The sequence below is a fragment of the Desulfosporosinus sp. OT genome (assembly GCF_000224515.1).
GTDB lineage: Bacteria > Bacillota > Desulfitobacteriia > Desulfitobacteriales > Desulfitobacteriaceae > Desulfosporosinus.
In genome coordinates, this window is record NZ_AGAF01000071.1 from 1 (window position 1) to 13,292 (window position 13,292).

A 13,292-nucleotide genomic window follows, 5' to 3' on the forward strand; every position below is an offset into this window, starting at 1 on the left:
TTGCAATGCACTCAGGGGGTAATTCTTCTTGGAGAATGTTAAGTAGGTAACTGTAAGTACTATAGAGTGAAGGATCTCCCAAGGTTATGAAGGCAACAGATTTTCCCTGTTTCAGTTCACCGAGGAGCGTTTGGGCTCCATCTTGCCAAGCTTTTGCCAAAACCTGTTGATCTGAAGTCATGGGCATTTCCAGCTCAATCAGACGGACGTTTGCCGGGCAGTGAACTTTGGCAATATCCCAGGCCACGCTTTCTCGCTCCATCTTAGATTTAGGGATAGCTACGATATCGACCGTTTGCAAAACTTCAACGGCAAGTAATGTTAAATGACGCGGATCACCGGGGCCAACCCCGACCCCATATAATTTTCCCCACGTTGTATTCATGCTTTTTCTCCTTTTCGCGCTGATAGTATAAAGACCGGATTCATTGCTTGGGCCATGTGCAGGGAGTGAATCGCATTCCAGCGGACCGCTTGTATAGAGACGGTATCGATTTCCTGATAATGCAACTCGTTAAGCAGTTTCAATCCTTGAGCCACGGTTTCGATGGTCACTGCCGTGATCACGACTCTTCCCCCATCAACCAGGGGTACTTGCTTTAAGATTTCCGCCAAGCGCCCATTGCTTCCGCCAATGATACAGACATCGATTGGTGGAAGTTGATCAAAAACATCTGGTGCTGCCCCAGAAATCAAACGAATATTGGAGATGCCAAACTTTCGTTGGTTAGCAAGAATAAGTTCTTGAGCTTCCGGGTTATGCTCAATAGCGTAGACAACGCCTTCGGCGGCAAGGGCCGCTGCTTCAATGCTGATACTCCCGGTACCAGCCCCAATATCCACCACGCGGTCAAATAACGAAATTTGGGCTTTAGCGAGTACTTGGACTCGAATTTCAGCCTTCGTCATGGGAACTTTACCGCGCAGGAACTCTTGATCGGGGATCCCAATTCTGCATCCAGTACCTTGCTTGACTTCCTGCTCTAAAGTAGGATACAGAATGATGATGGCATTTTTCAATAACTTCGTTTCCTGGGCTAAATGTTGGGCATCCATTGTTTCCCAGATCTCCTCAGGATACCCTAGGGCATTACCGATAGAAATAAGAGGGTTATCGCCCCGTTCCAAATAGAATTGAGCAATTTTCTGAGGGGTATTTTCACCCCCCGTCAAAACCGCCGTCGGTCGTTTTAACAACCGGGGCAATACAGACAATTCTCGACCATGAACACTAACAAAAGCCGCATCTTGCCAGGCAAGCCCGGCTCTGGCAAAGGCGAATTGCAGTGAACTAATTCCGGGGTAGACATCTATCCTCTCCTCAGGAAATTCCCTGCGCAGCATAGGCAAAAAACTAAAGAATCCTGGATCGCCTGAGACAAGGACCCCAACCACTTTTTTGTCCAGCAGAGCATCTTTGATAACAGCAAGACTAGGTGTAAGGTTACCGGTTATACAAGATTTATATCCCGAAAAATCGGGAAAGAGCTTGAGGGCTCTAGATCCTCCGATCAAGACATCGCAGTGCTTTACAAGTTCAGTGATTGCTGGTGGCAACCATTCAAGCTTTCCAGGACCGATACCGATCACCTGTAACATACATTCCCCTCTTCCTAAGTTTGATGGCTTGTTCAAGACTCGAACAGGACGTTCGAGGTTAGAGCATCGTCATGACTCGGACTGGACGTCCGAGGTTTGAACACCGCCATGACTCGGACAGGACGTCCGAGGTTAGAACACTGCCATGGATGGCATAGAGCGGTGTTCTTTGTTATATTGTTGACTGCAACTGGGAAGTAAGCGAATTTATAGTATGTAAATAAAAAACGAGCCCGAGCGGCTCGTATGGTTTACCCTAATAAACACACACATTTCCTATCGCCCGTAGGTCAGTGATGTTTCTTAAGGCAAGGTTTCCTGGCTTCAAGTCATCGTTCTCTTCCTCTTCCCAGCTTTAATCTTGAAGAGAACTCCTTGTTTACAGTGGCGGGACCGCGTCGGATTTTCACCGACTTCCCCTTTAAGATCCTCAATTGCAGAGGAACCTTAAGAATATTCATATTTAATTGAAAATACTTTCATTCGACGTATAGTCAGATATTCGACCTTTATTTATGCAATTCCTTCTTTACTAAAGGAATTTTTCAAAAAAATACTTAGAATGTTTACATTGGAATTTTCACGCGATTAAAGTTAGGGCTCAATTGACCACTTCCAACCTTGCTCTTCGACTATTTTGCGAGCTGCTGAATCCCAACCAATCGGTTGGCCATTTAATAACGTCATAACCGTGCCAACAACTAGGCGCCCAAAGGTGAAAGCCTGGGCCCGTTCACTGGCTAAACGCGCCAAATGATGAAATAACCTTTGTTCTCCAAGTAGCAAGAGCTCCGAGGCGGCCCCTTCAGTTGTTGGTAATTCGGCAAGACGAGCTAAAGTGTCCATCTTAATTCCAGCAAGTGCGGCGTGCGCTACTAGGATTTCCATTCGGGCATCAGCTACACGATTATGTGTATGAAAAATGCCTCCAGATACTTTGATCAACTTCCCGATATGCCCAAGTAATATAACTTTTTCAATCCCTCGGTAGGCCGCTTCTTCCAAAAGGAAACCTACAAAGTTACTCATCTGGATCACTGCTTCGCTCGGGACCTTAAACCGCTCTGTCGCGACTCTAAATCCATAGTGCCCGGGGGTAAGAACTATAGATTTATGCCCATAAGCTACGGCTTGATCTAATTCCGGTAGGATAGAGGTTTTAAAGGCTTCCTCAGACATTGGTCGGACAATCCCACTTGTCCCCAGGATAGAAATCCCTCCGATAATCCCCAGTCTGGGATTAAGGGTACGTAAGGCAGTGGCTTCTCCGGAAGGGACCTCAATAATAATTTCGAGTTCTTCTTGAGGGAAAACCTCCCTTACCGCTTCAAGGATCATTTGCCTCGGTACCGGATTAATAGCACTTTTGCCAACCTCTATGGCTAATCCTTTTTTTGTGACGGTCCCCACCCCCTGACCGCCTTGGATGTGTATATCCCCTTGGGGTGAAATGAAGCGTGCTACTGCTTGGATCTCAAGTCCATGGGTGATATCTGCGTCATCCCCACCGTTTTTGAGAATGGTTGCTTTTGCCAGCGGATATTCAGTTTCTCCCCCCTGGATAGGGAGCATTAAACGTGCAGAATTTGGAAGAGGAATATCAACCTGTTCAGGTATATTGTCTCCTCGGAGCAGCAGGCAGGCTACTTTAGCAGCACCAGCAGCACAACTTCCGGTTGTATATCCTTCGCGCCAAGTATGTCGATCTTTGTCTCGTGCCATAGTTTCCCTCTCCCGCCATAGATTAATTAAAGGTTTAATTAATTCTACCTATCGACAACCTTTCGTCAAGTCTCACCTATACTATTCAGCATCAGAGAATAGCAGTGTATTAACCATAATACACTGCTACAATACTCACTATTTGTAATTTCTAATTATTTAAAAATTACTTTTATTTTAACCCATTCTCCGTTAGATAAACATGGAATTTCTTTTGAATAGTATCAAAAACTTGTTTATCTACAAACATTTTGTTTCCTTCAGGTATACATATAACAGCTTTTTTATCTTCCTTGTTATAACCATCAGTACAAAGCACCTGATAACCACAAGGATTTGAGCGGCTATTTGGAGTATAGATAGCGGCATCAGGACTTTGTGGGAGATATAAACCACTGTATTCCGGTACTTCCGAAGATAACATCAAAGTTGCTTGCTTGATAGTTTCAATCTTAATATCCAGATATTGCCCTAACTTCGCCAAAGTACTAAAGACGGTATTTTGATTAACCGGCTGAATAGCAGGGTTAATCGTTTGAATCTTTCGATCCGATCTCGTAAACGTACCGGCAGATTCTGCAAAAGTGCCAAGAGGAATAACAATGTTTGAAATTGCAGTCGTAGCTGTCTCAAAGAGATCAAGAGTTACCACAAAATCAAGCTTCTTCAAGGATTCAGCGAGGGTTGGATCAGTTCCGGCCGGATCTTCGCCAACAATTAAGGCAGCTTTAATTTTCCCAGCGTTGATTTGTTCTATAATCTGCATACCAGGAACTTTTACACCCATATCGATAAATCCTTGGGAATTACAGTTGGAGCGCATCAGGATGATGCCACTATGTGGTTTACCAATCTTGCCAGTAATTACAGCAATATCTGCCAACAGTTTGATAGCATCCGCTGAGACAATATTGTCATCGATAACGAAGATTGCTTTTTTAGCTTCCCCGTACATTTTGGCGAGCTTAGTGGCATCCTCAGAAGCTGGAGCGTCCTTAACATAATCGCTCAGATTAGTTAGATTCACAGCGTTCTTTTCAACATTAGCTTGGTTTACATGCCCACCGTCAAAGAGTGCTTTAACTAAGGACTTAATGAAGTCCAAGTTATTATCAAGTTTCAGAGAAACATCAGCATATTCAGCCATTCTTGTCGTACCATTACTGATTGAAACCAGTTTAGCTTTTTTCTGGGCAGCAGTCTTGATTTTCACTCCCATAACCGGATTATCTTCAGCAATATTCCCGACGGAAATGATTAAATCAGTACTGAAAAGTTCATCATAGCTGTTCGTAGAAGCATTGTAGCCTAGCACGCTTTCAGTTCCTGAAATATCTTTCTCAGCCATTGTGCCAAGGAAGGTTGTCCCTAATTTGGCGGCAACTTTTTTGAGAATAAACGCTTCTTCGTTTGTAAATCTTGGGGAGGCGAGGATTCCAACACTATCATTGCCATATTGCCCTTGAATTAACTGGAGATTCTTCGTGGTCAGGGTTAAGGCTTCTTCAAGTGAAACCTCAAGGGTACTGTCTTTTCTGCGGACCAGTGAAGACTTAAGTTTATTTGGATCGTTAACAAACCCTATGCCAAATCTGCCGTTAACACATAAGACCCCTTCGTCTTTCGTTCTGTCAGGAAGAGATTTGAACACAAGATTTCCTTTGGATTGGAGAATAATGTTACAGCCAACACCACAATAATTACAGACCGAATTTACATTATCAAATTCAACCGGCACTTGCTTTGGTACAGCGGCTTTTTCCATACATGCTCCCGTTGGGCAGACATCGATACACTGGCCGCAAGATATGCATGAACTTTCCTCAAGAGGCAGATTAAACTCTGTAATGACCTTGGAATCGAAACCTCTTTTTTCTAGTCCGATAGCTGTAACGCCAAGTCTTTCTTCACAAGCTCTGATGCATTGACCACATAAAATGCACTTATCAGGATTTCGAACAATAAACGGATGAGTTTGAGCTTCTTCTCGTTTATGAACTTCTCCGACTATAGCTTTGGTATTAATATTGTACTTGCCAAAATAATTAATCAGCTTGCATTCAAAATAATCGTGGCAGCCGCACTCCAGACATTTGGCAGCTTCTTTAAGAGCACTTTCTTCAGTAAAGGTTTCGGAAATTGCGCTAAAGCTGAGTTTTCTTTTTTGTTCTTCGACAACAAAACCGTGTTGGCGGTCTTGTTTGGCGATGTGCGCAAAGTCCTGCTCAGTTAAATCAGTTTGCGTAATGTAAGAAGGTTCAGAAACAGGAATGATTTGACCATTTAAATAACTATCAATCACCTTGGCAGCATTATTTCCTTGAGCGATGGCAGCGATAGCTATTTTGGGACCAGTTGCTGCTTCGCCGCCGGCAAAGACACCTGCCATATTCGTTTCAAAGGTGTTGGGATTAACGTTAATGTTGCCTCGTTTAGCGACATCAAGTTCCTTAATACTTCTTGCATTAACTTGCTGTCCAATGGCCGAGAGAATGAGGTCTGCTTCAAAGGTAACTTCTTCGCCTGGAATTGGTTTCGGACTTCTTCTTCCGGAGGCATCGGGTTCACCAAGAGCCATTTTCTGACACCTGACAGCTTTTGCTCTGGTGCCATCTCCGATAATTTCTACAGGGGCTACAAGGAAGGTGAATTCCACGCCTTCTTCTTCTGCTTCTAAAATCTCAATCTTTTCCGCAGGCATTTCATCTTTCGTTCTTCTATAGATAACCTGAACATGCTCAGCTCCAAGCCTTACAGCCGTCCGGGCAACGTCCATAGCAGTATTTCCGCCACCAACGACGATAACGTTATTGCCCATATACAAAGGCTCAGAATTGGTAACCTTACCCAGGAACTCTATACCGCCAAGAACCCCTTCCATGTCTTGCCCTTCACAGCCCATGCTTGAACTTTCCCAAGCTCCGATGGCTACGAAGACAGCGTCATAAATTTTCTTAAGGTAGACAAGGCTGATATCTTCACCAAGTTTGACGTTATATTTGATTTCCACGCCCATTTTCGTGAGAGTATTGATTTCAGCATCCAGAATTTCTTTAGGCAAACGGTATTCAGGGATACCATAGCGGAGCATACCACCGGCATAGGGCTGATTCTCATAGATAACGACCTGGTGGCCATAGCGCGCCAAGAAATAGGCGCACGAAATCCCTGCCGGACCGGCGCCAATAATGGCAACCTTTTTGCCGCTTTGGGGTTTTAGTTCAGGCACATACGTTCCGTTGCTGATATCAATGTCCCCAAGGAATCGTTTGAGTTCGGCAATGGCGACAGGGCTATCAACGTTCTGACGTCGACATTCAGTTTCACAAGGATGGGGGCATATTCTGCCAATACTGGCAGGTAGGGCAATAACATCTTTTGTGAGCTTGATGGCCTCCTCATACTGACCATTAGCAATTAAGCCTACATACCCTTGACAATCGGTATGTGCCGGGCAGGCAGTAACACAGGGAGGTCTGCAATCTCCTCTATGGTCTGAGGCTAATAATTCAAAGGCAACTTTACGTGCGGCTAGCGTTCTTTCAGTTTCGGTTCTGATGATCATGCCATCGACAGCAGTCGTTGAGCACGCTCTTAGTAATTTAGGGATACCATCAACTTCAACGACACAGACACCACAAGCACCATAAATCTTCAGCCGATTATCATAACAGAGGTTCGGAATCTCTATTCCATTAGCAAGTGCTATCGTTAAAATGGTATCTCCAGCTTGACCGGTTAATTCTCGAGAATTTATATTAACTCTTATCATATCCACCAATGTCACATCCCTTCCTATTCTACAGCGATAGACTTAGTTTTACATACCGTTACACAGTTACCGCATTTAACACACTTTGACTGATCAATTTCATGAACCTTTTTCAATTCACCCGTAATAGCTTGGGCAGGACATTTCTGCGCACATAAGGTACATCCTTTGCAAGACTCTTCAATAATGGTGTAGGTTAATAGAGGCTTACATTGTTTTGCGGGACACTTTTTGTCTTCAATATGGGCAAGATATTCGTCTTTGAAATAGCGAATTGTTGTAAGAACCGGATTAGGAGCTGTTCCTCCAAGCGCACAGAGTGATCCGTCCCTAATGCTGGTACATAGGATCTGAAGAGTATTGAGATCCTCAAGCACTCCCTCTCCTGTGCATATTCTATCAAGTATCTCAAGCATTCTCTTGGTGCCGATTCTACAGTAGGTGCATTTGCCACAGGATTCTTTGACGGTGAAGTCCAGGAAGAATCTGGCCATATCAACCATACAGGTCTCTTCATCCATGACCACCATACCACCTGATCCCATAATGGCACCGGTTTGATTAATCGATTCATAGTCTACTGGGGTATCCAGGAGGGCACGTGGAATACATCCGCCAGAGGGTCCTCCCATTTGAACAGCTTTAAATTCGTTATCTTGTTTAATTCCTCCGCCTATGCCATAGATAACTTCTCTTAAAGTCATACCCATTGGGACTTCGACAAGTCCCCCGTTTTTAATTTTGCCTGCCAGAGCAAATACCTTGGTACCCTTACTGGTTTTAGTGCCATAAGCAGCAAAGGCCGCTCCGCCATTTCGGAAGATCCAAGGCACATTGGCAAAGGTCTCTACGTTGTTAATATTGGTTGGTTTACCATAATATCCTGATTGAGCCGGGAATGGCGGTTTTAGCCTTGGCATACCCCGTTCCCCTTCCAGAGAGGCGATTAAAGCTGTCTCTTCGCCGCAAACAAAGGCCCCTGCCCCAGTTTTAATGACAATGTCAAAGTCAAAACCTGAGCCAAGGATATTTTTACCCAGGTAGTTTTTATCTCTAGCTTGTTGAATCGCTATTTTGAGTCGCTCAATAGCAAGTGGATATTCCGCACGGCAATAAATAAAGCCATAATTTGCTTCCATTGCATAACCGGCAATGATCATACCTTCAAGCACTGCATGAGGGTCTCCCTCTAGAACGCTTCTATCCATAAACGCGCCTGGATCGCCCTCATCAGCGTTACAGACGACATATTTTTCCGATCCTTTGGATTTTTTGGCAGCATCCCATTTAAACCAAGTCGGGAAACCTGCTCCCCCTCTACCCCTGAGTCCCGAAATTTTAATTTCATCAATAACCGTTTCCGGAGTCATTTCGTTGACTACTTTGTTAAGTGCTTTATAACCATCATTTTCAGTATAGTCTTCAATCTTCTCAGGATTAATTATTCCGCAGTTTTTCAGTACAATTCTAACTTGATTTTTTAACTGGGGATAAGGTTCTTGAGTTGTTGAGACGATATGCTCTTGAATTGGTTCGCCATTAACAATATGTCGCTCAATTATTTCTTCAACCATAGTTGGGGTGACATTCGCATACGTGAAGACGCCCTTATCATCAATAATGTCAACGATTGGTTCATAATAACACATGCCAATGCAACCAGTTACCGAAACATCAATATTCAAGTTCTTTTCTGCAAGTATCTGTCCAAATTTGTCGGTAACCTTTTTTGCTCCTGCTGCAATTCCACAGCTACCAAATCCTATTCTAATCTTCATTAACGGCAACCCCCTTTTCCGAGGCGTAAATATCTTTTACAATTTTCCTGGCACTTTTAGGAGTCAAATTGCCAAAGGCTTCACCATTGATCATAATTACGGGAGCCAGACTGCAACATCCAAGACAGGCAACTTCTTCAAGCGAGAACATCCAATCGCTAGTGGAATCCCCCACCTTAATGTTTAATTCTTCACAAAGAGCTTCCGCAATTGCATCAGAACCATTAACATGACAGGCTGTTCCTTGACAAGTAAGAATGATATATTTTCCACGAGGTTTTAATCTGAACTGTGAATAGAACGTTGCAACGCCATATATTTTAGCTCTTTTATTGCCTGTCCTATCGGCGATCATCTTTAAAACATCGAGTGGCAGGTAGCCATAGGCCTCTTGAGCGTCCTGTAACACGCTAATGAGGTTACCGTTTTCACGCTTAAACTTGTCAATCACCTCATCCATCAGAGATGTATCAACCTTATTCGTACTGAATTCTGCTTCTAACTTTTTTTCACAATCGCAAGACACTAATTATCACTCCTTTAATACTAGATCTATGATTCCACTGCGGAAAAAATAAATTGGTACTTTCTTCACGAACTACTGGAACAACTAAATATTGAATAGAGAGCACCTACAAGATACGGCACGACAAAGTTATTGTTGCAATAAAGTCTGAATATTCATTAAATTCCGAAATGCCCGAAGAAAAAAGTTTGTCCTTGCCGCTTCCCAATGTATATATTTTACATCACTTTTCAATGATTGGATATAATTTTTTTGCTTTTTTAGGTGATTTGTTTGATTATTTGAAAGAATCTCATAATGTCAAGAGAGAGATCCTCCCTCACAGCAATAATATTCTTCCATCTATGTAATAATTAAAAAGATGTACCATAATATCCCTCTTGCTGGACATTATTTTAACTCTAACAAAAAACCTGTGTTTCAATATTAATCTATTGGTCAGTGTTTAGAGCGTGTCTATTTTTTCTTTGGAGCAAGATTGATAAATAGTATGTTAAAAAGGTTAGCTAACTTGTTGGTTTATAGCGGTTTCGTATTTCGGACAACTCTTTACGACGGCCATAAAATTCTTGAACTTGAGTCTTCAGCCAAACTTGAAAGTGCTCTTTTAAGACTTCTTTTTCAAAACGTTTACCAACCGATATAAAATCCCATTGTACTCTATCTTTCAAAAAGTTAATGTTTGCCTCCTGACCACAAAGGGGGCAAACAGCATGATTTGGTTCGGGGAACTTCCAGAGATCGGACCAACATGTAGGGCATTGACCCTCTTCAAGTTTTCGAGTCTTGCTGAACAAAGCCTCACCTAAAGTACGGATGCGTTCGACAGATTCAGGATTTACCAAAGCTTCCCCCGGCAGTGCGCCAATAAACATGTGAGCATCTTTGATGTCCAAGCCCATAAGACGTGCGTTCGCGATTAGCGCCGATAGAGTATATCCATCCCAACCTTTAATTCCAGCAGTACCGATAATCACACATGGCTTTCCCCAGATGTCATCGATATGTTGAGCAAGGGCAATAATTCGATCTCCAAATAATTTTGTGATTGCTGCTGGGCCTAAGGCATAGCAAGGAGAGGACAAGATAATACCATCAGCGTCTTTCAGGCGATCTAACAGGAAATATAAATCATCTATAAGTGGGCAACGTTGATCTGGAACTAAGCAAGCATAGCAAGCGTTGCAGGGCTGAAGGATCAACTCAGGTAGTCGGATGAGTTCGAGTTGAAATTTTTCACCAATTGAATTAGCCGCTTCCTTAACCAAAATTTCACCATTACCTAATTTTCGCTTTGAAGCAACTAATCCTAAGATCTTTTTCATCCTATAGCTCCTTCCTTGAATTTAGCTGAAGCCTTGGTAGGTTTTAATTAAAGTGTCTAAACTTCTTTCCCGATGCAACCAGAGGATCGACTCTCCTTGTTGTTTCTTTTTGTTCTTCGTGTGAATTTTTCAAGTCAGTAATTTTTTTAAATAGGTCACTTTCAAGGATAAGTTCTATTTTGCCTAATTGCTTGCTTAGCGCTTCTTGTTTACTGTTCATCTCGTCTAACTTCTTGCTTATCAAGTTGTGGTTTTTCTCGAGCTCATTTTGAGCCTCAAGTATTTTGGCGAGTGTTTTTATAATCTGTTGTTGATCCATATAATCAATCACCCCTCGGTGATAGATTATATCATACAGCCATCAGCTTTTTGTAGGACAATAATCTTTAAAACAAACATTCTCAAAGCACAATATATCTTACATAATCTGGAATTCATAGAACTTGATAATCTGGAGACTATATAATTTGTATTTTAAATTTAAAGGAGGAGTTTTTACATGTCAGGACAAGCTAAAAAAATGCCTCAACCAAACGGCGGGATTAAATGTGTTGTGAACACTTGCCATTATTATGGCTCAGGCGATCATTGTCATGCAGACAAAATCGAAGTACAATCTCCTAACGCTAGTTCTACAGAAATGACCGATTGTGCTACTTTCCTTCCTGAGTAACTTGATTGCCTGTTTAACTAAACAATAAAAATTTTAAGGCTTGTCGCAAGACAAGCCTTAAAATTTTTCCCTACATTACTATATATTTGGAAAATGCAACTAGACAATCTAAATAGTTCTTTATACATACCATATAGTTACATTTTATACAATTTTTGCATATTGTGTATTATCTACAGGAAAAGGAGGAAATGCAAATGGCATATGGTGGCGTAGATGGAGCTGCTTGTGGAACAGGATATGGCTTTGGCGCAGGAATCGCTGTAGTTGTTATAATTATTCTTCTGCTTATCGCAATGGGAATAGTATTCTAAATTAGAAAGGTGGAAATAGCTATGTATGGAATGGGTTATGGTGGAATGGGTTACGGTGGAATGGGTGGAGCTTGCTGCCGTCCTCCAGTTGCCCCAGTTGCCGCCTGTGGCGGCGTCGGTGCAGGAATCGGTGTAGGTATTATTGCTATTGCAATCTTAATTCTTATCGCTTTAGGAGTAATTTTCTAGAATATTATCTGGCTAATGGGCTGTCACCTGAAAAGATGACAGCCCATTGAAATTTAAGTCTCAGATTCAGAAGGAACTCCTAGAAAATAAACGAGGAGATTACTGCTCCAATCACTATAATCCAAAGAGTATCAACTTTGGTTAATCGCTGTACTCCAAAAGCAGCTAAGGCGAGTCCACAAGTAGGTAAGTCAACTAAAGAACTACCCATTAATTTAAAAAGAACTGCCCAAAGGGTTCCGAAAAATGCCGCGACAATTCCACTAATCACCATCTTAAATAGTTCAGCATTACCAGCCCGCCGATAAAGATCTGAAATTATAGATACCACGATAAACGATGGCAAATACATATTCGCCATTGCTAAGGCCGCTCCGAAGATACCAGCCACTTTATAGCCAACAAAAGCGGAAATGACTGTGACTGGACCGGGCGTTAGTAAGCTTAAGGCCAGAGCAACGCCAAATTCCTTGTCGGTGACAAAGTGAAATTGATTCACCATAGCATCCTGGATGAACGGCAGCATAACGTAGCCACTTCCGAAGGTCAATCCTCCAATTTCAAATAAAGTGTTCCCCAGTTTTTGAAAGGTGGGATTGCTAAAATTAATCGTCATATTGACGGTTAGTAAAATAGCAAGCATGATTAACATGGTTGCGTACTTTTTCTTACTGAACTCAAACCTAATTACCGACACTGCTTTTGGAGAAGGCTTTTTCGCAATCCAAAACCTACGATCCATTAATGCTTTCCAACGCGAAAATTTATAAGTAAGGAAAGTAAACACTAGACTGAACGCGCCTGCAACGAAAAGAAGAGTCGTAATATTTAGCTTCAAGAAATACACCATTATAAACCCTGTAACCGCCAAGATCGTTAGCTGTGGGGTATTCACCCCTTTTTTCCAGAGATCCATAATCGTGTTTAATACGAGACCGACAACTAAAGCCCCCACTCCTTTAAATAACGATGATACTAAGGGAACATCGTTAAAGTTTAAATAGAGGTGGGCAAGTAGGACCATAGCCACAAAACATGGAATTACAAAAAAAATAGTAGCTACTAATGCGCCTGGAAAACCTCTTAGAAAATAGCCAATATATGTGTTTAGATTCACAGAAGGTGCCCCGGGTAAGAGTTGTGAAAGAGCCAGGCCTTTTAGGTATTCCTCATCTGTTAGCCAGTTTTTCTTGTCGACCAATGATTTTTTGGCTTCCCCTAGCGCTGCTAAGCTATAAGATACTAGTCCGATGTGAAGAAAGGTTTTAGCAATCTCTAAGAGACTCACTAACCTGGGTGGCTCTGATGAATGGTTAAGCTTACGTACCGTTCTTATTTCCATAAGTTAACCTCCTATGTTTATAAGCGTTGTCTTACCACTAAGCTAATAGCCT

Annotated in this window: 11 protein-coding genes and 1 riboswitch; of the genes, 2 read left to right on the forward strand and 9 right to left on the reverse strand. The window is 42.3% G+C overall.

Annotated elements, in window-relative coordinates; all coding sequences use genetic code 11:
- The 8 genes from DOT_RS06425 to DOT_RS06460 form a co-directional block, all read right to left on the reverse strand.
- Nucleotides 1-385, reverse strand: a 385-nt coding sequence (locus tag DOT_RS06425) for a precorrin-2 C(20)-methyltransferase (RefSeq protein WP_009615758.1), incomplete at its 3' end; no start/stop codon positions are given.
- Complete coding sequence (locus tag DOT_RS06430; protein WP_009615759.1) at nt 382-1,599, reverse strand: bifunctional cobalt-precorrin-7 (C(5))-methyltransferase/cobalt-precorrin-6B (C(15))-methyltransferase; 1,218 nt, start codon at nt 1,597-1,599, stop codon at nt 382-384. The genes DOT_RS06425 and DOT_RS06430, both read right to left, overlap by 4 nt.
- Nucleotides 1,600-1,888: 289 nt before the next feature.
- Nucleotides 1,889-2,064, reverse strand: a riboswitch (cobalamin riboswitch).
- Nucleotides 2,065-2,193: 129 nt separating this feature from the next.
- Entirely contained in the window at nt 2,194-3,321 is a 1,128-nt protein-coding gene (gene cbiD / locus DOT_RS06435) for a cobalt-precorrin-5B (C(1))-methyltransferase CbiD (RefSeq protein ID WP_009615761.1), read from the reverse strand.
- 172 nt (nt 3,322-3,493) lie between these two features.
- A complete protein-coding gene (locus tag DOT_RS06440) occupies nt 3,494-7,093 on the reverse strand; it encodes an FAD-dependent oxidoreductase (RefSeq protein WP_040411438.1) in 3,600 nt (1,199 codons plus the stop codon).
- Between the two features lie 23 nt (nt 7,094-7,116).
- Nucleotides 7,117-8,871, reverse strand: coding sequence for an NADH-quinone oxidoreductase subunit NuoF (locus tag DOT_RS06445; RefSeq protein ID WP_009615765.1), 1,755 nt, complete (start codon nt 8,869-8,871; stop codon nt 7,117-7,119).
- A complete protein-coding gene (gene nuoE / locus DOT_RS06450) occupies nt 8,861-9,397 on the reverse strand; it encodes an NADH-quinone oxidoreductase subunit NuoE (RefSeq protein ID WP_009615767.1) in 537 nt (178 codons plus the stop codon). Before nuoE ends, DOT_RS06445 begins: the two co-directional genes overlap by 11 nt.
- Nucleotides 9,398-9,903: 506 nt before the next feature.
- On the reverse strand, nt 9,904-10,722 hold the full coding sequence (locus tag DOT_RS06455; RefSeq protein WP_009615771.1) for a flavodoxin family protein: 819 nt from the start codon (nt 10,720-10,722) through the stop codon (nt 9,904-9,906).
- Nucleotides 10,723-10,765: 43 nt separating this feature from the next.
- Nucleotides 10,766-11,041, reverse strand: a complete 276-nt coding sequence (locus DOT_RS06460) for a hypothetical protein (protein ID WP_009615773.1) — start codon at nt 11,039-11,041, stop codon at nt 10,766-10,768.
- A 180-nt stretch (nt 11,042-11,221) separates the two neighbouring features.
- Between DOT_RS06460 and DOT_RS28460 the strand changes: the two genes are divergently transcribed.
- Together DOT_RS28460 and DOT_RS30995 are read left to right on the forward strand one after the other, a co-directional pair.
- Nucleotides 11,222-11,395: a DUF1540 domain-containing protein gene (locus tag DOT_RS28460; RefSeq protein ID WP_009615775.1), complete on the forward strand. Its 174-nt coding sequence runs from the start codon at nt 11,222-11,224 to the stop codon at nt 11,393-11,395.
- 335 nt (nt 11,396-11,730) lie between these two features.
- Nucleotides 11,731-11,898, forward strand: coding sequence for a hypothetical protein (locus DOT_RS30995; RefSeq protein ID WP_009615779.1), 168 nt, complete (start codon nt 11,731-11,733; stop codon nt 11,896-11,898).
- Between the two features lie 79 nt (nt 11,899-11,977).
- On the opposite strand, the gene chrA is transcribed toward DOT_RS30995, so the two are convergent.
- Nucleotides 11,978-13,240 carry a chromate efflux transporter gene (chrA, locus tag DOT_RS06470; protein WP_009615781.1) on the reverse strand — a complete coding sequence of 421 codons (1,263 nt, stop codon included), beginning with the start codon at nt 13,238-13,240 and terminating at the stop codon, nt 11,978-11,980.
- Between the last annotated feature and the right edge of the window lie 52 nt (nt 13,241-13,292).

Coding starts and splice junctions, on each gene's coding strand:
- DOT_RS06460 (WP_009615773.1), bottom strand. CDS start 11,041: ATGGATCAACAACAGATTATAAAAACACTCGCCAAAATACTTGAGGCT.
- DOT_RS06430 (WP_009615759.1), bottom strand. CDS start 1,599: ATGTTACAGGTGATCGGTATCGGTCCTGGAAAGCTTGAATGGTTGCCA.
- DOT_RS30995 (WP_009615779.1), top strand. CDS start 11,731: ATGTATGGAATGGGTTATGGTGGAATGGGTTACGGTGGAATGGGTGGA.
- DOT_RS28460 (WP_009615775.1), top strand. CDS start 11,222: ATGTCAGGACAAGCTAAAAAAATGCCTCAACCAAACGGCGGGATTAAA.
- DOT_RS06440 (WP_040411438.1), bottom strand. CDS start 7,093: ATGATAAGAGTTAATATAAATTCTCGAGAATTAACCGGTCAAGCTGGA.
- chrA (WP_009615781.1), bottom strand. CDS start 13,240: ATGGAAATAAGAACGGTACGTAAGCTTAACCATTCATCAGAGCCACCC.
- DOT_RS06445 (WP_009615765.1), bottom strand. CDS start 8,871: ATGAAGATTAGAATAGGATTTGGTAGCTGTGGAATTGCAGCAGGAGCA.
- cbiD (WP_009615761.1), bottom strand. CDS start 3,321: ATGGCACGAGACAAAGATCGACATACTTGGCGCGAAGGATATACAACC.
- DOT_RS06455 (WP_009615771.1), bottom strand. CDS start 10,722: ATGAAAAAGATCTTAGGATTAGTTGCTTCAAAGCGAAAATTAGGTAAT.